19 protein-coding genes are annotated in these 20,026 nt (G+C 62.8%); 10 read left to right on the forward strand and 9 right to left on the reverse strand.

Translation table 11 applies throughout. The features are described 5' to 3' along the window. The first annotated feature begins 6 nt into the window (after positions 1 to 6). Complete coding sequence (locus LOY35_RS03265) at positions 7 to 561, forward strand: DUF4136 domain-containing protein (protein WP_258630622.1); 555 nt, start codon at positions 7 to 9, stop codon at positions 559 to 561. 282 nt (positions 562 to 843) lie between these two features. Here LOY35_RS03265 and LOY35_RS03270 read toward each other — a convergent pair whose 3' ends face one another. Together LOY35_RS03270 and LOY35_RS03275 are read right to left on the reverse strand one after the other, a co-directional pair. After that, positions 844 to 1,698: a MaoC family dehydratase gene (locus tag LOY35_RS03270; protein WP_258630625.1), complete on the reverse strand. Its 855-nt coding sequence runs from the start codon at positions 1,696 to 1,698 to the stop codon at positions 844 to 846. 2 nt (positions 1,699 to 1,700) lie between these two features. Next, complete coding sequence (locus tag LOY35_RS03275; protein ID WP_258630627.1) at positions 1,701 to 3,053, reverse strand: 3-oxoacyl-ACP reductase; 1,353 nt, start codon at positions 3,051 to 3,053, stop codon at positions 1,701 to 1,703. A 146-nt stretch (positions 3,054 to 3,199) separates the two neighbouring features. Here LOY35_RS03275 and LOY35_RS03280 point away from each other — a divergent pair, with 146 nt between their 5' ends. Further along, a complete protein-coding gene (locus tag LOY35_RS03280) occupies positions 3,200 to 4,477 on the forward strand; it encodes an acetyl-CoA C-acetyltransferase (protein WP_258630629.1) in 1,278 nt (425 codons plus the stop codon). On the opposite strand, the gene LOY35_RS03285 is transcribed toward LOY35_RS03280, so the two are convergent. After that, positions 4,464 to 5,492 carry a bile acid:sodium symporter family protein gene (locus LOY35_RS03285; RefSeq protein ID WP_258630632.1) on the reverse strand — a complete coding sequence of 343 codons (1,029 nt, stop codon included), beginning with the start codon at positions 5,490 to 5,492 and terminating at the stop codon, positions 4,464 to 4,466. The two genes, LOY35_RS03280 and LOY35_RS03285, sit on opposite strands and share 14 nt — an antisense overlap. A gap of 79 nt (positions 5,493 to 5,571) precedes the next feature. Here LOY35_RS03285 and LOY35_RS03290 point away from each other — a divergent pair, with 79 nt between their 5' ends. Together LOY35_RS03290 and LOY35_RS03295 are read left to right on the forward strand one after the other, a co-directional pair. After that, a complete protein-coding gene (locus LOY35_RS03290; protein WP_258630634.1) occupies positions 5,572 to 6,363 on the forward strand; it encodes a helix-turn-helix transcriptional regulator in 792 nt (263 codons plus the stop codon). A gap of 225 nt (positions 6,364 to 6,588) precedes the next feature. Beyond that, a complete protein-coding gene (locus LOY35_RS03295; protein WP_258630635.1) occupies positions 6,589 to 7,482 on the forward strand; it encodes a PA4780 family RIO1-like protein kinase in 894 nt (297 codons plus the stop codon). A gap of 363 nt (positions 7,483 to 7,845) precedes the next feature. Here LOY35_RS03295 and cueR read toward each other — a convergent pair whose 3' ends face one another. From cueR to LOY35_RS03310, 3 genes are all read right to left on the reverse strand, one after another. Further along, complete coding sequence (cueR, locus tag LOY35_RS03300) at positions 7,846 to 8,259, reverse strand: Cu(I)-responsive transcriptional regulator (protein WP_258630636.1); 414 nt, start codon at positions 8,257 to 8,259, stop codon at positions 7,846 to 7,848. Beyond that, positions 8,256 to 10,649: a heavy metal translocating P-type ATPase gene (locus tag LOY35_RS03305; RefSeq protein WP_258630640.1), complete on the reverse strand. Its 2,394-nt coding sequence runs from the start codon at positions 10,647 to 10,649 to the stop codon at positions 8,256 to 8,258. The genes cueR and LOY35_RS03305 overlap by 4 nt, the downstream gene beginning before the upstream one ends. Before the next feature lie 196 nt (positions 10,650 to 10,845). Beyond that, positions 10,846 to 11,229 (reverse strand): hypothetical protein, encoded by a 384-nt coding sequence (locus tag LOY35_RS03310; protein WP_041022545.1) that lies wholly within the window; start codon positions 11,227 to 11,229, stop codon positions 10,846 to 10,848. A 149-nt stretch (positions 11,230 to 11,378) separates the two neighbouring features. Between LOY35_RS03310 and LOY35_RS03315 the strand changes: the two genes are divergently transcribed. Together LOY35_RS03315 and LOY35_RS03320 are read left to right on the forward strand one after the other, a co-directional pair. Next, on the forward strand, positions 11,379 to 11,576 hold the full coding sequence (locus LOY35_RS03315; RefSeq protein WP_258630643.1) for a heavy-metal-associated domain-containing protein: 198 nt from the start codon (positions 11,379 to 11,381) through the stop codon (positions 11,574 to 11,576). Positions 11,577 to 11,670: 94 nt separating this feature from the next. Then, positions 11,671 to 12,873: a multidrug effflux MFS transporter gene (locus LOY35_RS03320; protein WP_258630646.1), complete on the forward strand. Its 1,203-nt coding sequence runs from the start codon at positions 11,671 to 11,673 to the stop codon at positions 12,871 to 12,873. Here LOY35_RS03320 and LOY35_RS03325 read toward each other — a convergent pair whose 3' ends face one another. Next, the gene (locus tag LOY35_RS03325; protein WP_167355722.1) at positions 12,874 to 13,044 is read right to left on the reverse strand and encodes a hypothetical protein; all 171 of its coding nucleotides are present in this window, start codon (positions 13,042 to 13,044) and stop codon (positions 12,874 to 12,876) included. 185 nt (positions 13,045 to 13,229) lie between these two features. After that, positions 13,230 to 14,243, reverse strand: a complete 1,014-nt coding sequence (locus tag LOY35_RS03330) for a zinc-binding alcohol dehydrogenase family protein (RefSeq protein ID WP_258630647.1) — start codon at positions 14,241 to 14,243, stop codon at positions 13,230 to 13,232. A gap of 114 nt (positions 14,244 to 14,357) precedes the next feature. Between LOY35_RS03330 and LOY35_RS03335 the strand changes: the two genes are divergently transcribed. The 3 genes from LOY35_RS03335 (at position 14,358) to LOY35_RS03345 (ending at position 17,648) form a co-directional block, all read left to right on the forward strand. After that, positions 14,358 to 15,287: a LysR family transcriptional regulator gene (locus LOY35_RS03335; RefSeq protein ID WP_258630648.1), complete on the forward strand. Its 930-nt coding sequence runs from the start codon at positions 14,358 to 14,360 to the stop codon at positions 15,285 to 15,287. Between the two features lie 160 nt (positions 15,288 to 15,447). Then, positions 15,448 to 16,182 carry a helix-turn-helix transcriptional regulator gene (locus tag LOY35_RS03340; RefSeq protein ID WP_258630650.1) on the forward strand — a complete coding sequence of 245 codons (735 nt, stop codon included), beginning with the start codon at positions 15,448 to 15,450 and terminating at the stop codon, positions 16,180 to 16,182. 86 nt (positions 16,183 to 16,268) lie between these two features. Next, entirely contained in the window at positions 16,269 to 17,648 is a 1,380-nt protein-coding gene (locus tag LOY35_RS03345) for an MFS transporter (RefSeq protein WP_258630652.1), read from the forward strand. A 120-nt stretch (positions 17,649 to 17,768) separates the two neighbouring features. On the opposite strand, the gene LOY35_RS03350 is transcribed toward LOY35_RS03345, so the two are convergent. Beyond that, positions 17,769 to 18,722: an adenosine deaminase gene (locus tag LOY35_RS03350; protein ID WP_041022552.1), complete on the reverse strand. Its 954-nt coding sequence runs from the start codon at positions 18,720 to 18,722 to the stop codon at positions 17,769 to 17,771. A 210-nt stretch (positions 18,723 to 18,932) separates the two neighbouring features. On the opposite strand from LOY35_RS03350, the gene LOY35_RS03355 reads away from it, so the two are divergent. Next, positions 18,933 to 20,024, forward strand: coding sequence for a calcium:proton antiporter (locus tag LOY35_RS03355; protein WP_258630653.1), 1,092 nt, complete (start codon positions 18,933 to 18,935; stop codon positions 20,022 to 20,024). The last annotated feature ends 2 nt before the right edge of the window (positions 20,025 to 20,026 follow it).

Raw genomic sequence — 20,026 nt, forward strand, 5'->3', positions numbered from 1 at the left:
AGAGTGATGTTCCGTCGTCTTGCTCTACTGGGCCTTGCCCTGCTGCTTAGCGCCTGTGCGACCAACCAGGTCAATCATGATTTCGATACCAGTCGCGACTTCGCGGCCTATCGAAGCTGGAGCTGGAAAGAACCGGCGTTGCAGTACCGCCCCGATGATCCGCGGATCAAGAGTGACCTGACCGAGCAGCGGATCCGCCAGGCCGTGACCGATCAACTCGACCAGCGCGGCCTGCGCCCTGCCGCGGGCGGGCGCGGCGATGTTCTGGTCCAGGCCTATCTGATCGTCGAAGATCGCCAGCAACAAGTGACCACCAACTATGGCGGCGGTTGGGGCGGACCCTGGAATGGCTACTGGGGCGGACCGATGTACAACGAAACCCGTAATGTCAGCTACAAGGTCGCCACGGTGCAGATCGACTTGCTCGATGGCAAGGACGGCAAGTTGGTCTGGCGGGGCAGTGATGAGCGATTGCTCAGCAGCTCGCCCAACCCGGTTGACCGCGACAGCGCGGTGCGCGAGACGGTCGGGCGTATCCTGGCCAACTATCCGCCGCGGTGACCACCGCTATCGCGAGCAGGCTCGCTCCCACAGGGGGTTTGTGCCAGGCGCGGAGAGTTGGTCACTGCAGATCCAAATATGGGAGCGAGCCTGCTCGCGATGACGGCAGCCCATTCAACATTGGTGCAAGCTGACCCACCGCTATCGCGAGCAGGCTCGCTCCCACAGGGGATTTGTGTCGAACACAGATGTTTGGTCGCTGCAGATCCAAATGTGGGAGCGAGCCTGCTCGCGATGACGGCAATCCATTCAACATGGATGCAGGCTGACCCACCGCATGGTTCAGGCAATCGGTCGCCAGCTTCCTACCATGTGCTCCAGATCTCCCGACCCCACCAACTGCAAATCCCCGCTGGACCCCGCCGCGCTCGCCAGCAGGGTCACTTCGCTGGGCAGGCGTACCGGCTTCTTGAAGGTTACCTCGATTTCGAGGTTGGCTTCGGGCAGGTGTTCATCCAGTGCGGCCAGGGTCCGGGCTTTGTTCCACAGGCCATGGGCAATGGCGGTGGGGAAGCCGAACATCCGCGCACTGATGGCACTGAGGTGGATCGGGTTGTAGTCGCCGGACACCTTGGCGTATTGCCGGCCGATATCCGCAGGGGCTGTCCAGCGCGTGACTTCGGTCAGCGCTGGAGTTGTCCGGGGTGGCGGCTCCACCAGCCCACCATCAAGCTGCACACCCTTGCAGAGCATCTCGCTCTCCGCCTCCCACAACGGTCCCAGTTGATCCTCGATGCGGGTCACCAGGTTGAACACCGCGCCCTTGGGGTGGGGCTGCAGCTGTTCGACATTGACACTGGCCCGTACCTGGCTGACGCCGCCCATGGGACGGAGCACGCGGATGCGGTTGCTCAGGTGGATCAACCCCAGCAGCGGGAACGGGAAGTCCCGGGCAGTGAGCAATTGCATTTGCAGGGCGAACGCCAGCACGTGGGGATAAGTCGGTGGCAGCAGGCCGTTGTCGACAAAACCACAGACCTTGCGATAAGCCGCCAGGCGCTGCTGATCCACCTGGAGCACCTGGCGCAACCCGGTCTCCGGCAAGGTCTTGCCGGTGATCTTGCGACGAGTCGCGGCCTTCGCATAGAGCCCCGACATGCCCGGCGCGCTGCTGACCTCATGCCATTGGATCGTCATGGTCACGCTCCCAAAAGGCTTTGTCCGCAGACCCGCAGCGCCTGCCCGGTGACCGCCCCCGTGCCCGGCTGCGCGAGCCAGGCCACGGCTTCGGCGACGTCCTGGGGCAAGCCGCCCTGGCCCATGGAACTCATGCGCCGTCCGGCTTCGCGCAGGGCGAAGGGGATCTCGGCGGTCATGCGGGTCTCAATGAAGCCTGGGGCCACGGCGTTGATGCTGATGCCTCGCGTCTGCAACAGCGGCGCCCAGGCCTGGGCCAGGCCGATCAACCCGGCCTTGCTGGCGGCATAGTTGGTCTGGCCGCGATTGCCGGCGATGCCGCTGATGGAAGCCAGCAGAACGACCCGGCCGTTGTCCCGCAGGGTGCCGCTGTCGAGCAGGGCCTTGGTCAGCACCTGGGGTGCGTTGAGGTTGACCGCCAGCACCGCGTCCCAGAATTCCGGCGTCATGTTGGCGAGGGTCTTGTCCCGGGTGATGCCGGCGTTATGCACGACGATGTCGACGCCGCCTGGCAGGTGTTCGATCAACTGGCTCGCGGCGTCTTCGGCGCAGATGTCCAGGGTCACGGCGCGTCCGCCCAGGCGTGCGGCGAGGGCATCGAGATCGGCCTTGGCCTGGGGCACGTCCAGAAGAATCACGTTGGCGCCGTCGCGGGCCAGGGTTTCGGCGATGGAGGCGCCAATTCCGCGGGCCGCGCCGGTGACCAGTGCCTTGAGCCCGGTGAGCGGTCGCGTCCAGTCCTGGACCTGGGCCTGGCAGGCGTTCAGGCGAATGACCTGCCCGGAAATGAACGCGCTCTTGGGCGACAGGAAGAACCGCAGGGGCCCTTCCAACTGGGTTTCGGCGCCATCACCGACATACAACAGTTGCAGCGTGCCGCCATGGCGCAGCTCCTTGGCCAGGGAGCGACTGAACCCCTCCAGCGCTCGCTGGGCACTGGCGGCGAAGGGATCCGTGAGACTTTCCGGGGCCCGACCGAGGATGACCACATGGGCGCTGCGGTCGAGATTTTTCATCAGCGGCTGGAAAAATTCCCGCAGTTGCTTGAGCTGATCGGCCTGGGCCAGATGGTTGGCGTCATACACCACGGCCTTGATTTTCGGGCCGTGGCCGGGGATCCACTCGGTGGCCAGGGTCGGTTCGGCGCCGTAGACGAAAATCGCGTCGGTCAGGCGCTTGGCGAACGTGCCGATCGCTTCGATCAGCGGCCCGCCGCCCAGCAGCAGCGCGCCCTCGATAGGCCGCAGCCGCCCGGCCTGCCAGCGTTCCAGACGTACCGGCGATGGCAGGCCAAGGGCCCCGACCAGGCGCAGGCCAATGGGCGAATTGGCGAAGTCGATATAACGGTCAGACATGGAACGTACTCCGGCTGATGAGCTCCCAAGTGTGGACCACGATCGGCAATCAGTCGTTCGATTGCCAAGATAAAGCCTAAGCTTGTGCGCAAGCAGCATTTGTTTCGGGACCGTCAGCGTATTCGAATCTACTCGGGGAGTTCTTCATGACACAGCTACGCCGCGTCGCGATCATCGGGGGTAACCGCATTCCTTTCGCCCGTTCCAACGGGCCTTATGCCACCGCCAGCAACCAGGCACTGCTGACGGCCGCCCTTGAAGGCCTGATCGAGCGCTACAACCTGCATGGCCTGCACATCGGCGAGGTGGCCGCCGGTGCGGTGCTCAAGCATTCCCGGGAGATGAACCTGAGCCGGGAGTGCGTGCTCGGCTCGCGGCTGTCGCCCGCCACCCCGGCCTATGACGTGCAACAGGCCTGCGGCACGGGGCTGGAGACGGTGCTGCTGGTAGCCAACAAGATTGCCCTGGGCCAGATCGACAGCGCGATTGCCGGCGGCGTGGACACCACTTCGGATGCGCCCATCGCCGTCAACGAAGGACTGCGCCGCCTGCTGCTGCAAGCCAATCGCGCCAAGACCACCGCCGAGAAAATCAAAGTATTCCTGCAACTGCGTCCCCAGCACCTCGTCCCCGAGCTGCCACGCATCAACGAGGCGCGCACCGGCCTGAACATGGGGCAGCACTGCGAGTTGATGGCCCAGACCTGGCAGATTCCCCGGGAAGAACAGGACCAACTGGCCCTGGAAAGCCACCAGAAAATGGCAGCGTCCTACGCCGAAGGCTGGCAGAACGACCTGATGACGCCGTTTCTCGGCCTGACCCGGGACAACAACCTGCGCCCGGACCTGACCCTGGAAAAGCTCGCCTCGCTCAAGCCTGCCTTCGAAAAAAGCGCCAAGGGCACGATGACCGCCGGTAACTCCACGCCACTGACCGATGGCGCTTCGTTGGTGTTGTTGGGCAGCGAGGAATGGGCCAAGGCGCGGGGGTTGCCGATCCTGGCGTATCTGCGGGACGGACAGACCGCGGCGGTGGATTTCGTCAATGGTGCCGAAGGACTGCTGATGGCGCCGGTCTATGCCGTGCCCCGGCTACTGGCGCGCAACGGCCTGACGCTGCAGGACTTCGATTACTACGAGATTCACGAGGCATTCGCCGCCCAGGTGCTATGCACGCTCAAGGCCTGGGAGGATGCGGACTACTGCAAGACCCGCCTGGGCCTCGACGCGCCATTGGGCGCTATAGATCGCAGCCGGTTGAACGTGAAGGGCAGCTCCCTGGCCGCCGGCCACCCGTTTGCCGCCACGGGTGGGCGTATCGTTGCCAATCTCGCCAAGTTGCTCGATGCCGCAGGGCGGGGCCGGGGGCTGATTTCCATCTGCGCGGCCGCCGGCCAAGGCGTGACGGCGATTATCGAGCGTTGAGCAGCGTCTCGTTCTGCTGGGTGACCAACACTCGCCGGCGGCTGGTGTAACGCTCGGCGAGGATCGAGCAGACGATTAACTGCATCGGGTGGTAGATCATGATCGGCAGCAGGATCAGTCCCAGGCCTGGGTTGCTGCCGAAGATCAGCGCCGCCATCGGCACCCCGGCGGCGAGGGACTTCTTGCTGGCACAGAATACCGCGGCGATTTCATCGGCATTGTTGAAGCGCAGGGTACGGGCGGTGCGGGTGGTCATCCAGAGGATGATTGCCAGCAGCACGGCGCTGCCGAGCACCGCACTGAGTAGCACGCCGTTGCCTTGCTGTTGCCAGATCCCGGACACCATGGAATTGCAGAACGCTGCGTAGACCAGCAACAGGATCACCAACTTGTCGATGATGCTGGTGTAGCGCTTGTAGCGGCCAAAAAAGCCGGCCAGCCAGCGTCGCAGGAACTGCCCGAGTACCAGCGGCAGCAGCAACATCATGCACAGGTCGAGCAGGGTCGAGCCCAAGTCGATACCGCCATCGCCGCGACCGACCACCAGACTGACCAGCAGCGGGGTCAGGAAAACCCCCAGCACGCTGGACAGGCTGGCGTTGAGAATCGCCGCCGGCACGTTACCCCCCGCACTGCCGGTGAGGGCTACCGAGGAGGAAATGGTCGAGGGCAGGGCGCACAGGTAAAAGAACCCCAGCATCAGCAGTGACGGCACATGACTGCCCAGCAGCTTGTTGCTGGCGAGCCAGATCAAGGGGAACACTCCGAAGGTAAACACCTGAACCATCAAGTGCAGCCGGGTGTTTTTCAAGCCGTGCCGGATCTGCTCGCCGGACAGGTTGACCCCATGCAGGAAAAACACCACGAAGATGCCAATATTGACCACCCATTCGGCGTGCATGGCGCCGCCGGTGGCGCCAAAGCCTGGGAAGAAATACGCCAGCAGCGTGGCGAGCAACATGCCGCACAGGAACCAGTCGGTCACCAAGCGCTTTAAGTGTCTGAATATAGACATAGGGCACCGCAGGTTGTCAGAGGAGGTGACTTAGCCTAACGTCGGTTCTGACAGTCGTCTTGCGACATAAGGCCAATCAATGCCGACTAACGGACAACAACAGCTCGAACGTCGTATTCCCGACCTGACGCAATTGCCCAGGCCACTGTATGCCCGTGTCGAAAGCTTGAGCGCCGGTTCGTGGACCCAGGCCCATCGGCATGACTGGGTGCAGTTTTCCTACGCCATCAGTGGCGTTCTCGGTGTGCACACCGCCGCCGGCAGCTTCTTCGCGCCACCGCAGTGGGGGATCTGGATCCCGGCCGACCTGGAACATCAGGTCGTGACGTCGATGCGAGCGGAGATGCGTAGCCTGTATGTCCACCGCGACAGCTGCCCATGGGCCGATGATCGTTGCCGGGTGTTGGAGGTCACGCCGCTGGCCAGAGAGTTGATCAAGGCGTTTTGTCAGTGGCCGGCCGATTATCCGCAGGGCGATACGCGAGAGGCACGGCTGGTGCAAGTGTTGCTGGATCAGTTGGCGGTGCTGCCGGAAGTGGGGTTCTCCCTGCCGTTGCCACGCCATGGCCGGCTGCTGGGGTTGTGTAACGAGTTGATCGAACAACCTGAGCGCAACGTGACCCTGCACGTGTGGGCGGAACGTCTGGGCACCTCGGAGAAAACCCTGATGCGCCTGTTCCAGCGTGAAACCGGCCTGAGCTTTCGTGCCTGGCGCCAGCGCATGCGGTTGCTGTCGTCCCTGAGATCGCTGGAGGACGGCGATAGCGTGACCGCTGCGGCGTTGTCGTGTGGGTACGATTCCACGTCCGCTTTCATTGCGGCGTTCAAGGGGATGTTCGGGTGTACGCCGGGGGAGTTGTTCAAGCCCTGAATCCGCTTACCGGATTCCGGTTCGTCGTAAATTTTGTCGCAAATACAGACGCATCCAAATGCCAACGGCGGCGCGGCTGTCAGCTATGATTCGGCCTGGTCGATTATCGGCACATTGTGTGCATCGAAGGTTCATAGGTCGGCAACCCCTCCCCGTGGAGGAAGGATTGCCGTATAACGGCTGTCATTCGCGTGTTTGGTCATAAAGGACCCAGAATAAAAGCTGATGAAGACTCCAAAACGCATTGAACCCCTGATCGAAGACGGTCTGGTCGACGAAGTGCTGCGCCCTCTCATGAGTGGTAAAGAAGCAGCTGTTTATGTGGTGCGCAGCGGCAATGAGCTGCGTTGCGCCAAGGTCTACAAGGAGGCGAACAAGCGAAGTTTTCGTCAGGCGGCCGAGTACCAGGAAGGCCGCAAGGTCCGCAACAGTCGCCAGGCTCGCGCCATGGCGAAAGGCTCGAAGTTCGGGCGCAAGGAAACCGAGGATGCCTGGCAGAATGCCGAAGTGGCGGCACTGTTCCGCCTGGCCAACGCAGGTGTGCGAGTGCCCAAGCCGTACGACTTCCTCGAGGGCGTGCTGCTGATGGAACTGGTGGCCGACGAGTACGGCGATGCGGCGCCGCGCCTGAACGATGTGGTGCTGGAGCCGGATCAGGCCCGTGAATACCACGCGTTCCTGATCTCCCAGATCGTGCTGATGCTGTGTACCGGTCTGGTGCACGGGGACCTGTCGGAGTTCAACGTGCTGCTCACGCCGACAGGGCCGGTAATCATCGACCTGCCACAGGCCGTGGATGCCGCCGGTAACAACCATGCCTTCAGCATGCTGGAGCGGGACGTGGGCAACATGGCGTCCTACTTCGGCCGGTTCGCACCGGAGCTCAAGCGCACCCGGTATGCGAAGGAGATGTGGGCACTGTATGAGGCTGGCACTCTGCATCCGGCCAGCACGTTGACCGGCGAGTTCGACGAGCCGGAAGAGCTGGCGGATGTTGGCGGGATCATGCGCGAGATCGAGGCCGCTCGCCTCGACGAGGAACGTCGTCAGGCCGTACGCGCGGCGGACGACGCTCCCCCCGGCAAAACCGAAGAACCGCCTCCGCCCTGGATGCAATGACCCGAAACCCGGCCAAGGCCGGGTTTTTTGTGGGGTGATCTCGGGTGAACACACCCTCTATGCTCACCACCAATCCCTTGTGGGAGCGAGCCTGCTCGCGATAGCGGTGGGTCAGCTTGGATGGATGTTGAATGTTCCGCCGTCTTCGCGAGCAAGCCCGCTCCCACCCTGATCTCGGCGGGTGGACACGATATCCATGCACACCGCCGATCCCCTGTGGGAGCGAGCCTGCTCGCGATAGCGGTGGGTCAGCTTGGATGGATGTTGAATGTTCCGCCGTCTTCGCGAGCAGGCTCGCTCCCACCCTGATCTTGGGTGAACAGAACATCCGTGTTCACCGCCACTCCCCTGTGGGGCTGGGTGTCAGGCCGTGACCGTTTCCTTGCAACACCCCGACGCCAGTTCCTTGAGGATCGGGCAGTCCGGGCGGTGGTCGCCGTGGCAGTGCTCCATCAGGTCCTGGAGCGTGTCGCGCAGTTCGGCCAGTTCGCGGATTTTCTGGTTCAGTTCATCGATGTGTTGCCGGGCCAGGGCCTTGACGTCGGCGCTGGCCCGTTGCCGGTCCTGCCAGAGGGTCAGCAGCTTGCCGACTTCTTCCAGGGAAAAGCCCAGGTCCCGGGAGCGCTTAATGAAGGCCAGGGTGTGCAAGTCATCGGTGCCGTAGACCCGGTAGCCGCTGTCGGTGCGATGGGCCGCCCTGAGCAGGCCGACGGACTCGTAGTAGCGGATCATTTTCGCGCTCAGGCCGCTCTGGCGGGCCGCTTGGCCGATGTTCATCGGTTGTCCTCCAGGTGCTCGGGGGTCCAGAATTTCAACAGTAGCGCATTGCTCACCACGCTGACGCTCGACAACGCCATGGCCGCGCCGGCCAGCACCGGGTTGAGCAGACCGAAAGCCGCCAACGGGATGCCGATCAGGTTATAGACGAACGCCCAGAACAGATTCTGGCGGATCTTGGCGTAGGTCTTGCGGCTGATGTCCAGCGCGGCCGGCACCAGTCGCGGGTCGCCGCGCATGAGGGTGATGCCGGCGGCGTGCATCGCCACGTCGGTGCCGCCGCCCATGGCAATGCCGATGTCTGCGGCGGCCAGGGCCGGGGCGTCGTTGATGCCGTCCCCGACCATCGCCACCACGGCGTTTTTCTTCAGATCAAGAACAATGGCGGATTTGTCCCCCGGCAGCACTTCGGCATGCACGTTGACGATCCCCAGCGCCTGGGACACCACCTGGGCGCTGCCGCGGTTGTCGCCCGTGAGCAAATGGCTGGCTATGCGGCGCTCATCCAAGGCTCGCACGGTCGCGAGCGCACCAGGTTTGAGGGTGTCGCCGAAGGCGAACAGCCCCAGCACCCGTGGTGTCGCGCCTTGTTCGATCAGCCAGGACAAGGTCCGGCCTTCGGTTTCCCAGGCCTGCGCCGATTCGGCCAGCGAGCCGGCGTCCAGGCCTGACTCGTCCAGCAGGCGCCGATTGCCCAGGGCCAGGCGGCGTCCATCGAGGCTGCCGGCAATACCGCGTCCGGGCAGGGCCTGGCTGTCGCTGACATCCGGCACGTTCAGGCCACCCTCGGCGCAGGCGTCCAGCACGGCTTTGGCGAGAGGGTGTTCGCTGCCGCGTTGCAGGGCGCCGGCCAGTTGCAACAGGCTGGCTTCGTCACCGTCCAGGGCCTTTGAATGAGCGATGCGCGGTGTGCCGGAGGTCAGGGTTCCGGTCTTGTCGAACACCACCGTATCGACTTCATGGGCACGCTCCAACGCCTCGGCGTCCTTGATCAGGATCCCGTGGCGCGCCGCCACGCCCGTGCCGGCCATGATCGCCGTGGGTGTCGCCAGGCCCAGCGCGCAGGGACAGGCGATCACCAGCACGGCGACGGCATTGATCAGCGCGGTCTCCAGTGGTGCGCCGTAAAGCCACCAGCCGACCAGCGTCGCCAGGGCCAGCAGCAGAACCACCGGTACGAAGACCTGGCTGACTTTATCCACCAGTTTCTGGATCGGGGCCTTGGCCGCCTGGGCGTCTTCCACCAGGCGGATGATGCGCGCCAGGACTGTCTCGGTGCCGAGGGCCTGGGTGCGCACCAGCAGGCGACCTTCGCCGTTGATGGCGCCACCGGTGACCTTGTCGCCGGGTTGTTTGGGCACCGGCAGGCTTTCGCCGCTGATCAGCGCTTCATCGGCGTGGCTCTGGCCCTCCAGCACTTCACCGTCCACCGGAAAGCGTTCACCGGGTTTGACCAGTACCAGGTCATTTATGCGCAGGGCGCTGATGGCGACATCCCGCTCCTCGCCATCGATCACCTGGATCGCCCGCTCCGGCCGCAAGGCTTCGAGGGCACGAATGGCGCTGGCGGTCTGGCGCTTGGCGCGGCTTTCCAGGTATTTGCCCAGCAAGACCAGGGCGATCACCACCGCCGATGCTTCGAAATACAGGTGCGGCATGCTGCCGGGGCGGGCAATGATCCATTCATACAGGCTCAAGCCGTAGCCGGCGCTGGTGCCCAGGGCCACCAGCAGGTCCATGTTACCGGCACCGGCCCGCACGGCTTTGAAGGCCGCGACGTAGAAACGCGCACCGAAGATGAATTGCACCGGCGTCGCGAGGGCGAACTGCGCCCAGGCCGGGAGCATCCAGTGCACACCCAGCGGCTGCAGCAGCATCGGCAGCACCAATGGCACCGAGAGCAGAATCGCCAACACCAGGATCAGGCGCTCACGATTCAGTTGACGGGGCTGAGTGTCATGGGGCTGCTCGGCTTGCCAGACACTGGCTTCGTAACCGGCGCGCTTCACTGCATCGATCAGGATTTGCGGATCGACCTCTCCGAGCAGTTCGAGGTGGGCCCGTTCGTTGGCGAGGTTGACGCTGACACCGTTAACCCCGGGGATTTTGCCCAGGGCGCGTTCGACTCGACCCACGCACGAGGCGCAGGTCATTCCCCCGATACTCAGTTCCAGGGTTTGGACAGGAACATGGTAGCCCGCTTGTTCAACGGCCTCTATCAAGGCTGGCAGGCTCTGCTCGGAGGCATGGACGCGCGCCTGCTCGGTCGCCAGGTTCACACTGACGGCCCGGGTTCCGGCGACTTTGCTCAAGGCCCGTTCGACCCGCCCGGCGCAGCTGGCGCAGGTCATGCCGGCAATCGGCAGGTCGAAAGTGGTGGATTCGGACATCGGTCGGGCTCCCTGTAGTGAATGACTACAGGATCAACCTTGCCATGCTGGCAAGGTCAAGCGCCAATCCAAAAGACCTTCGCCGATCCTTGTGGGAGCGAGCCCTGCTCGCGATAGCGGTTTGTCAGGTAGCACTTCTTACACTGATATACCGCTATCGCGAGCAGGCTCGCTCCCACAAGGGAACCGGGTGAGGTCAGTAACCGAGCCCGGCCTGCTTGAGGTACATCCCTTGTTCATTCATGGCGATACGGTACTTCAGGATGTCGCCGGCCCTGATCGTAATCTCCTGGGAACCCGGCGCGAGCATGCCCGGATTGCAACCCGGTGCCTGGCCAGGCAACAACTTCAGCCGCAGGGAGAACTGGCCCGGAGGCAAGTTGAAGGAGGTGCTGTCTTCCTGGAAGAGCCGGGCGGTGAGCTGGTCCTGGATGTAGATGCCGATCTCGCAGGAGGTCGACACTTCCAGTCGTTCCCGGGAAATGATCAGCACACCGTAATCTTCGCCGGCGGCCGAGGCCTGGGGGGCCATCGCTGAAAAACCTAACATGCAAAACAGGCTGAACGCTGACCAGCGCATGGCCGAACCTCCGGTGTGGAATCCTTGATAGTGGCAGCTTGGCCGAGCGCGACGCCAATTGCCAGCCCGGCAGTTTTCAGCAGAACTTGACCTTGCCACGATGGCAAGCTTGAAACTGCCGGCAACGTTCATTCTCAAGGAGTCACCCGATGCAAACTTTCAATGTCCAGGGCATGTCCTGTGGTCACTGCGTCAAAGCCATCACCCAGGCTGTACAGGCCAGGGATCCGGCGGCAGACGTGCAGATCGACCTGGGCGCCAGGACCGTGCGGGTCCAGAGTTCATTGCCGGCCAACACCCTGGTCGAGGTTATCCGGGAAGAGGGCTACGAGGTCAGCCCTGCTTGAATATTTTTTAATCGTTAGCGACCTATCGGAATGTTCAAGAGCGCCTGGCGGGGCTAGACTGTCGGGCTGCTGACTGACGCCTGACGGACGCCCGATGAACCTTCGTACCATTCTGATTCTTGGCGCCTTGAGCGCTTTCGGTCCCTTGGCGATCGACTTCTACCTGCCAGCCTTTCCAGCCATGGCAACTGCCTTCGGCACGGACGAAAAACACATCCAATTGACCCTGGCCGCTTATTTCCTCGGGCTGTCCATCGGGCAGTTGGCCTACGGGCCGGTGGCGGATCGCTTCGGGCGACGGATTCCACTGCTGGTCGGGGTCGGCCTGTTTACGCTGGCGTCCCTGGCTTGCGCCTACGCGCCGAGCCTCGAATGGCTGATCGGCGCGCGTTTCGTCCAAGCCCTGGGCGGATGTGCCGGAATGGTGATTTCCCGGGCGGTGGTCAGCGACAAATGCGATGCGGTGGGGTCGGCCAAGGTGTTTTCGCAACTGATGCTGGTCATGGGCCTGGCGCCGATTCTCGCGCCAATGCTTGGCGGGTTGCTGGTGAACCTGCACGGCTGGCAATCGATTTTCATCGGCCTGACTCTGTTCAGCGCCGTGGCGGCGACGGCCGTGGCCCTGTGGTTGCCCGAGAGCCTGCCGGCCCATGTGCCTCGACAACCGCTGTCGGGGGCGTTGCGCCAATACGGCAGGTTGCTGACCGACTCGGTTTTCCTGGGGCATGCCATGACGGGCGGGATTGCCATCGCCGGGATGTTCGCTTACATCGCCGGTTCGCCTTTCGTGTTCATCAAGCTCTATGGCATACCAGCCGAACACTTCGGCTGGCTGTTCGGCACCAACGCGGCAGGCTTCATTCTGGTGGCGCAGGTCAATGCCCGGTTGCTGTCCAAGCGTGGCCCGGCGTTCCTGCTGACCCGTGCTGTGTGGATCTACCTCACGGCGGGGTTGAGCCTGTTGGCCGTCAGCGCCCTGCACCCCGAGCATCTATGGCCATTGCTGATTCCATTGTTCATCTGTATCGCCAGCCTGGGCTGCATCCTGCCCAACGCTTCCGCCTGCGCGATGAACGGGCAAGGTGCCCGGGCCGGCAGTGCCTCGGCGATGCTGGGCTGCCTGCAGTTTTCCGTGGCCGCCGGGGCCGCCGCGCTGGTGGCGGCTTTGCACGACGGCAGCGCGGTGCCCATGGCGATGGTCATCAGCCTGTGCGGGCTGTTGGTGGTGAGCGCAGCCATGCTGACCCGACGCTTGCAAAATGCCCAGGCGCTGACACAAGCCAGCCGCGAGGGCTGATCAGCAGGCCGCGCGTTGCTGCTGTTCGGGGAAGTGGTGCGGCGCGTGAATGCGCGCTTGCAGGGTGGTGGCGAAAGCTTTGGCTTCGGCCTCGGTGCGAAAGGTGACGGCGTGCTGGTCAAGACGCACTTGCCATTGGGATTTTGCCACTTCTTTTATCAGGATCTTCATTGCTGACCTCCTCACGTAAAAGATTGCGTTGCAAAGGCCTCGAGTGTAGACCGGAACGCAATCGCAATTGTGACAATGGTCAATTCTCGGACTGACGGTCCGATCTTTTTCAAATAACCGGTGGCGAGGGGATAAATCCCCTCGCCACCGGTTATTTGCCTTGAGCCTGAGTGCAGGCTGGGCGGTCAGAAACCTTCGAGCACGATCTTGCCCTTGGCTTTGCCGCTTTCCAGCAGCGCGTGGGCCCGGCGCAGGTTTTCGGCGTTGATGGTGCCGAAGTGCTCGCCGACGGTGGTCTTCAAGGTGCCAGCATCGATCAGTTCGGCAACACGGTTGAGCAGCTTGTGTTGTTCGATCATGTCGGTCGTCTCGAACAGCGAGCGGGTGTACATGAACTCCCAATGCAGGGACAAGCTCTTGCGCTTGAGTTTGGTCACGTCCAGGGACTTGGGATCATCGATCAATGCCAGTTTGCCTTGGGGCGCCAGGGCCTCGACCAACTGGTCCAGATGCTGGTCGGTCTGGGTCAGGCTGGCGACATGGGTGACCTGTGGCTGGCCTGCGTCCTTCATGACCACGCTCAGCGGTTGGCTGTGGTCGATCACCAGATCGGCGCCCAGGCTCCGCACCCAATCCTGTGTCTGCGGACGGGAAGCGGTACCGATGACCTTCAGTGCGGTGAGCTGGCTGGCCAGTTGCGTCAGGATCGAGCCCACGCCTCCAGCGGCGCCGACGATCAACAGGCTCTGCTCCGAGGTGCCTTGGCCTTCCTGGATCTGCAACCGCTCGAACAACAGCTCCCAAGCGGTAATGGCGGTCAGTGGCAGCGCAGCCGCTTCGGCGAAACCGAGGGTCCTGGGCATGTGGCCGACAATGCGTTCATCCACGACGTGCAGTTCGCTGTTGCCGCCCGCACGGGCAATGGAGCCGGCATAGAACACCTTGTCACCGGCCTTGAACAGGGAAACTTCGCTGCCCACGGCCTTGACCACCCCGGCCACATCCCACCCCAGCACCTTGGCTGCGCCGCTTTCGGGCTGGACGTTCTGACGGACCTTGGTGTCCACCGGGTTGACCGAAATGGCTTTGACTTCCACCAGCAGGTCGCGTGGACCGGCGACGGGCTCCGGCAATTCGACATCCTGCAGCGATTGCGGATCGGTGATCGGCAAGGAATGGTAGTAGGCGATGGCTTTCATGGAACGGGCTCCGTGAGGTGAGTTCGATGGCAGCCATGTTTAGCTATTTATCAGCGCGATAAAACCCGCTAAAAGAACAGACTCTTTCAATATTTTTTTGATAATGGAGTCGCTATGCTTCGATTCGATGACCTGCAGCTGTTTGTCCGGGCGGCGGATCTGGGCAGTCTTTCTGCCGCTGCCAGGGTCATGGATCTGTCGGCGGCGGTGGCCAGTGCCGCGTTGAAACGCATCGAGCAGCACCTCGGTGCCCGCCTGCTGGCGCGCTCCACCCGCAGCCTGCGCCTGACCGCCGAGGGTGAAAGCTTTCTCGAATATGCCCGGGCGGCGTTGGGCAGCCTGGATGAAGGGCGACGACTGTTGACCCGCGGCCAGGACCAGGTCAGCGGTGTCTTGCAGTTATCCGCGCCGTCGGACCTGGGACGCAACCTGCTGTTGCCCTGGTTGGATGACTTCCAGCGCGAACACCCCAGGCTAACGGTGCGGCTGTTGTTGGGCGACCGCATTGCCGACCTGTTCAAGCAGCCGGTGGATATCGCGTTGCGTTACGGCGAACCGGAGGATTCAAGCCTGGTGGCCTTGCCGGTCGCGGCGGACAACCGTCGGGTGTTGTGTGCCTCGCCGGACTATCTGGCCCGTCATGGCGAACCCCTTCAGCTCGAGCAACTGGCTCAACACAATTGCCTGTTGTACATGCTCGGCACTCGGGTTCATGACCGCTGGTGCTTTCATGACGGCAAGCGGGAAGTGAGCCTTACCGTCAGCGGTGACCGCTTCAGTGACGATGCTGATGTGGTGCGGCGCTGGGCCGTGGCCGGTGCTGGCATTGCCTACAAATCGTGGATGGACGTTTCGACCGATGTGCTGGCCGGGCGTCTGAAGATCCTTCTGCCGCACCTGCACTGCGAGCGCGCGCCGCTCAATCTGCTGTGCGCTCATCGGGCGCAGTTGAGTAAGCCCGTCAAGCTGTTGCGGGAGATGCTCCAGGCCCGTTGTGGTGAATTGACCGCGCAATTTCCGCTCTCGACGCCAGTCGGCCAATAGTCGCGGGTAAATAGAGAATTTTCCCTCACGAACAATCGCCTCCAAAGGTTTCCGGAGGACAGGAAAGCTTGATCTGCACGCTTATACTAGCGACCGCCTGAATCGGCGCGGCATCGCGCATCAAGAGCAGTAGACGAATGATTCAACAGGGAGTGAATACATGGAACATGCACCTTGCATCAGCCAGATCGCCACGCTGCTGGCCGACCCCAAGCGCAGCGCAATGATGTGGGCCTTGATGGACGGCACGGCCCGGCAGGCCGAAGAGCTGGCCTTGTTGGCCGGGTTGTCGCCATCCTCGGCCAGCGCCCATCTGGGACGTCTGTCGGCCGGTGGCCTGTTGAAGGTGGAAGCCAGGGGGCGCAAGCGGTTTTTCCGCCTGGCCGCGCCGGAGATCGGCGCGGCTGTCGAAGCGCTGGCCAGCGCAACCCTGGCCAGCGCTCCACGGCAGATTCCGGATGTCTTCAAGCGCGGCGTCATAGCGAACAAGGCGCCGTCGGCCCCCGCCTCGCTGTTGCGAGCGCGACTGTGCGACGATCATCTTGGCGGCACCCTGGCGGCCGATCTGTACCAGCGCCTGCTGGATGCCGGATGGATCGAACAATGCGAGCAGCGGGTGATCGTCACCCACAAGGGCGCGAGCCAGCTGGCCGGGCATGGCCTGTTCATCCAGGCCCTGGCCCATCGCAATGCCCGCATCGCCTGCGCCTGCCCGGACTGGAGCGAACGCCGGCCGCATCTGGGGGGCGCGTTGGGGGCTGCGTTGCTGCAACTGTTCATGCAATCCGGCTGGCTGAGCCTGCCCAACGACTCGCGAGCCTTGCAGGTGACCGTGCTCGGCCAGCAGGAAATCCATCGGTTCGCCCGGCAGGACACGTTGGAAATGGCGCTCTAGGCCTGTTGACAGGTCGCATTCAGCAATAGCCACCTGCAAGGTTCGCGCACACTCGCCGAGAAACTATCGGACTGGGGGAATGCAGCATGGATAATCACGGATACAGCGCGGCAGAACGTCTGGAGCGGCTGCCCATCAGCGGCTACCACCGGGTCATCTTCATCATTATCGCTCTGGCGTTCTTCTTCGATTCCATGGACCTGGCGATGATGACGTTCTTGCTCGGCTCGATCAAAACCGAGTTTGGCCTGAGCACGGCCCAGGCAGGCCTGCTGGCCAGCTCCAGTTTCTTCGGCATGGTGCTGGGTGCTTCGCTGTCGGGCATGCTGGCGGATCGGTTCGGGCGTAAACCGGTGTTCCAATGGAGCATCGTGCTGTGGGGTGTCGCCAGTTATCTGTGCTCCACGGCCGAGGACGTCGAGACCCTGACGCTGTTTCGCGTCCTGCTGGGTATCGGCATGGGCATGGAGTTTCCGATTGCCCAGTCGATGCTCTCGGAACTGATCCCGGCCAAGCGCCGAGGCCGCTACATCGCCTTGATGGACGGCTTCTGGCCGCTGGGCTTCGTCGCGGCGGGGGTGCTGTCGTATTTCCTGCTGCCACTGGTTGGCTGGCGCGACATCTTCCTGGTCCTGGCGGTGCCGGCGGTGTTTGTCCTGGCGATCCGTTTCTTTATCCCCGAGTCACCCCGTTGGCTGGAGCAGGCCGGGCGGGATGATGAGGCGGACGCCGTGCTGCGCCGTATCGAAGACAAGGTCCGGGTCTCGCTGGGTACCCAGAACTTGCCGGAGCCGGTTCGCCTGCCGAGGCTGGCGAGTACGCCGGGTACCTTCTTCTCGGCGCTGGCGCAGATCTGGTCGCCGCTGTATCGCCAACGCACGATGATGATCTGGAGCGTCTGGTTCTTTGCCTTGCTCGGCTTCTACGGGCTGACGTCCTGGCTCAGTGCGTTGTTGCAACAGTCGGGATTCGCCGTGACCCAGTCGGTGTATTACACCGTGCTGATTTCCCTGGGCGGGATTCCCGGTTTCCTGATGGCTGCCTGGTTGGTGGAGCGCTGGGGGCGTAAGCCGGTGTGTGTCATCACCCTGTTGGGCGGCGGGGCGATGGCCTTTCTTTACGGGCAGAGTGCGGTGTTCGGCGGCAATGTCGGGCTGCTGATCGGTAGCGGATTGCTGATGCAATTTTTCCTGTTCGGCATGTGGGCGGTGCTCTACACCTACACACCGGAGCTGTATCCCACTTCGGCACGGGCAACGGGCTCGGGTTTCGCCTCGGCGATTGGTCGCATCGGTTCGCTGTTGGGGCCACTGGTGACCGGGCTGGTCTTTCCCATCACCGGGCAGGGCGGCGTGTTCGGCCTGGGCGCGCTGTGCTTCGTGGTGGCGGCGGGTGTGGTCTGGTTGTTTGGAATGGAGACGCGGGGCAAGACGCTGGAAGAGTTGAGCGAGGGCGTGGGCGGTTAAACACCATTCCCTTGTGGGAGCGAGCCTTGCTCGCGATAGCGGTGTGTCAGCGGACACTTGTCTCAATGACATACCGCTATCGCGAGCAGGCTCGCTCCCACAGGGGACAGTTGATGAAAGCTAAGGCTTCACCAACCGCGCATCCAGGCTGTTCTGGGCCAGGCGCTTGGCCTGGTCCTGGGTCATGCCCAAGTGGGTGTGCAGGGCGTGGAAGTTTTCGGTGACGTAGCCGCCGAAGTACGCCGGGTCATCGGAGTTCACTGTCACCTTCACGCCGCGTTCGAGCATGTCGAGGATGTTGTGCTGCGACATGTCGTCGAACACGCAGAGCTTGGTGTTGGACAACGGGCATACCGTCAGCGGAATCTGCTCGTCGATGATCCGCTGCATCAGCCGCTCGTCTTCGATGGCCCGGACACCATGGTCGATGCGCTGGATCTTAAGCAGGTCCAGGGCTTCCCAGATGTATTCGGGTGGACCTTCTTCGCCCGCGTGGGCGACGGTCAGGAAGCCTTCGTTGCGGGCCCGGTCGAATACCCGTTGGAACTTGCTGGGCGGATGGCCCATTTCCGAACTGTCCAGGCCGACGGCGACAAAGGCATCGCGGAACGGCAGCGCCTGGTCGAGGGTTTTCTCGGCCTGTTCTTCGCTCAGGTGACGCAGGAAACTCAGGATCAGACCGCTGGTGATACCCAGTTGCTGTTCACCGTCCTTGAGGGCGGCGGCGATGCCGTTGAGGACCACTTCGAAGGGAATGCCACGGTCGGTGTGGGTCTGCGGGTCGAAGAACGGTTCGGTGTGAATCACGTTCTGCGCCTTGCAACGCAACAGGTAGGCCCAGGTCAGGTCGTAGAAGTCCTGGGAGGTGCGCAACACGTCGGCGCCCTGGTAATACAGGTCGAGGAATTCCTGCAGATTGTTGAAGGCGTAGGCCTTGCGCAAAGTGTCGACGTCGCTCCACGGCAGGGCGATCTTGTTGCGCTCGGCCAGGGCAAACAGCAGTTCGGGCTCCAGCGAACCCTCCAGGTGCAGGTGCAGTTCAGCCTTGGGCAGAGCGTTCAGCCAGTCGTACATGTTCTTATCTCATCAGTGAATCGATGGTGGGCATTCTACAGAGGCTGGCCGCAATGTCTGGAAAAACCTGACCGGCCGATCCACTATGCAGGCACGGCTTGCCTGCGATGAGCCCTGTGCGGATCCATCAGGGAGTGTCACACCGGACGAAACGTTCACGGCCCTCCACAGTCTAGTAGGTCATACCCCGTGCACGGTGATAGGCCTGTGATGTTCACCTTGATCAAGCAAGAAAAGCTGCTGGTGCTGGCTCTGATCGCCGCCGTTGTCGCCTACCCGCTGGAGCACTGGCTGTTGGGCAGTGGGCAGGCGGTGGCGCTGGTTGGCGGTCTGATACTGATCGGCTTTATCGTCGCGGCCTCGATGCGTGTGGCCCACCACGCCGAGTTGCTGGCGGAAAAGGTTGGCGATCCTTACGGCACCATGATCCTGACCCTGTCGGCCGTGTTGGTCGAGGTGGTGATCCTGGCGATCATGATGAGCAACGAAGCGTCGCCGACCCTGGTGCGCGATACGATCTATTCGGCGGTGATGCTCGACATCAACGGCATTCTCGGACTCGCGGCGCTGATGGGCGGTCTCAAGCACGGCGAACAGGTCTACAACGATGACTCTGCGCGCAGCTACAGCGTGATGATTCTCACCGCCATGGGTGTGTCGATGGTGGTGCCGGAGTTCATTCCCCAGGAGAACTGGAAGCTCTATTCGGCGTTCACCATCGGCGCCATGCTCGTCCTGTATACGCTGTTCCTGCGCATGCAGGTGGGGCCACACAGCTACTTTTTCAGCTACAGCTACCCGGAAAAACGTCGCCGCAAGGAGCCGGTGGAAACCGAGCCGAAGCCCATCAGCCTGGCGTTTTCCATCGGCGCGCTGGTGTTTGGGGTGGTGGTGATCGGTGCGTTGGCCGAGGTCATGTCCAAGGCCATCGACCTGGGACTGGAAGGATCGGGAGCGCCGCCGGTGGTCACGGCCATTCTGGTGGCGGCCATTTCCGCGGCTCCAGAGATTCTCACCGCCCTGCGCGCCGCCCTCGCCAACCGCATGCAGTCGGTGGTGAACATCGCGCTGGGGGCGTCGCTGTCGACGGTGATCCTGACGGTGCCGGTGATGGAAGCCATGGCGCTTTACACCGGCCAGCCTTTCCAGATGGCAATGACGCCGGTGCAGACGGTGATGATCTTCATCACCCTGATCGTCAGCGCGATCAATCTCAACGACGGCGAGACCAATGCCATTGAAGGCATGACCCACTTCGTGCTGTTTGCGACGTTTATCATGCTGTCGCTGCTCGGCCTTTAGAA

The organism is Pseudomonas sp. B21-028 (genome assembly GCF_024749045.1).
In the GTDB taxonomy this organism is placed as follows: Bacteria; Pseudomonadota; Gammaproteobacteria; order Pseudomonadales; family Pseudomonadaceae; genus Aquipseudomonas.

Bases quoted from the DNA above. Each gene is read 5' to 3' on its own strand.
- LOY35_RS03265 (WP_258630622.1), top strand. From the start codon at position 7: ATGTTCCGTCGTCTTGCTCTACTGGGCCTTGCCCTGCTGCTTAGCGCC.
- LOY35_RS03270 (WP_258630625.1), bottom strand. From the start codon at position 1,698: ATGACGATCCAATGGCATGAGGTCAGCAGCGCGCCGGGCATGTCGGGG.
- LOY35_RS03275 (WP_258630627.1), bottom strand. From the start codon at position 3,053: ATGTCTGACCGTTATATCGACTTCGCCAATTCGCCCATTGGCCTGCGC.
- LOY35_RS03280 (WP_258630629.1), top strand. From the start codon at position 3,200: ATGACACAGCTACGCCGCGTCGCGATCATCGGGGGTAACCGCATTCCT.
- LOY35_RS03285 (WP_258630632.1), bottom strand. From the start codon at position 5,492: ATGTCTATATTCAGACACTTAAAGCGCTTGGTGACCGACTGGTTCCTG.
- LOY35_RS03290 (WP_258630634.1), top strand. From the start codon at position 5,572: ATGCCGACTAACGGACAACAACAGCTCGAACGTCGTATTCCCGACCTG.
- LOY35_RS03295 (WP_258630635.1), top strand. From the start codon at position 6,589: ATGAAGACTCCAAAACGCATTGAACCCCTGATCGAAGACGGTCTGGTC.
- cueR (WP_258630636.1), bottom strand. From the start codon at position 8,259: ATGAACATCGGCCAAGCGGCCCGCCAGAGCGGCCTGAGCGCGAAAATG.
- LOY35_RS03305 (WP_258630640.1), bottom strand. From the start codon at position 10,649: ATGTCCGAATCCACCACTTTCGACCTGCCGATTGCCGGCATGACCTGC.
- LOY35_RS03310 (WP_041022545.1), bottom strand. From the start codon at position 11,229: ATGCGCTGGTCAGCGTTCAGCCTGTTTTGCATGTTAGGTTTTTCAGCG.
- LOY35_RS03315 (WP_258630643.1), top strand. From the start codon at position 11,379: ATGCAAACTTTCAATGTCCAGGGCATGTCCTGTGGTCACTGCGTCAAA.
- LOY35_RS03320 (WP_258630646.1), top strand. From the start codon at position 11,671: ATGAACCTTCGTACCATTCTGATTCTTGGCGCCTTGAGCGCTTTCGGT.
- LOY35_RS03325 (WP_167355722.1), bottom strand. From the start codon at position 13,044: ATGAAGATCCTGATAAAAGAAGTGGCAAAATCCCAATGGCAAGTGCGT.
- LOY35_RS03330 (WP_258630647.1), bottom strand. From the start codon at position 14,243: ATGAAAGCCATCGCCTACTACCATTCCTTGCCGATCACCGATCCGCAA.
- LOY35_RS03335 (WP_258630648.1), top strand. From the start codon at position 14,358: ATGCTTCGATTCGATGACCTGCAGCTGTTTGTCCGGGCGGCGGATCTG.
- LOY35_RS03340 (WP_258630650.1), top strand. From the start codon at position 15,448: ATGGAACATGCACCTTGCATCAGCCAGATCGCCACGCTGCTGGCCGAC.
- LOY35_RS03345 (WP_258630652.1), top strand. From the start codon at position 16,269: ATGGATAATCACGGATACAGCGCGGCAGAACGTCTGGAGCGGCTGCCC.
- LOY35_RS03350 (WP_041022552.1), bottom strand. From the start codon at position 18,722: ATGTACGACTGGCTGAACGCTCTGCCCAAGGCTGAACTGCACCTGCAC.
- LOY35_RS03355 (WP_258630653.1), top strand. From the start codon at position 18,933: ATGTTCACCTTGATCAAGCAAGAAAAGCTGCTGGTGCTGGCTCTGATC.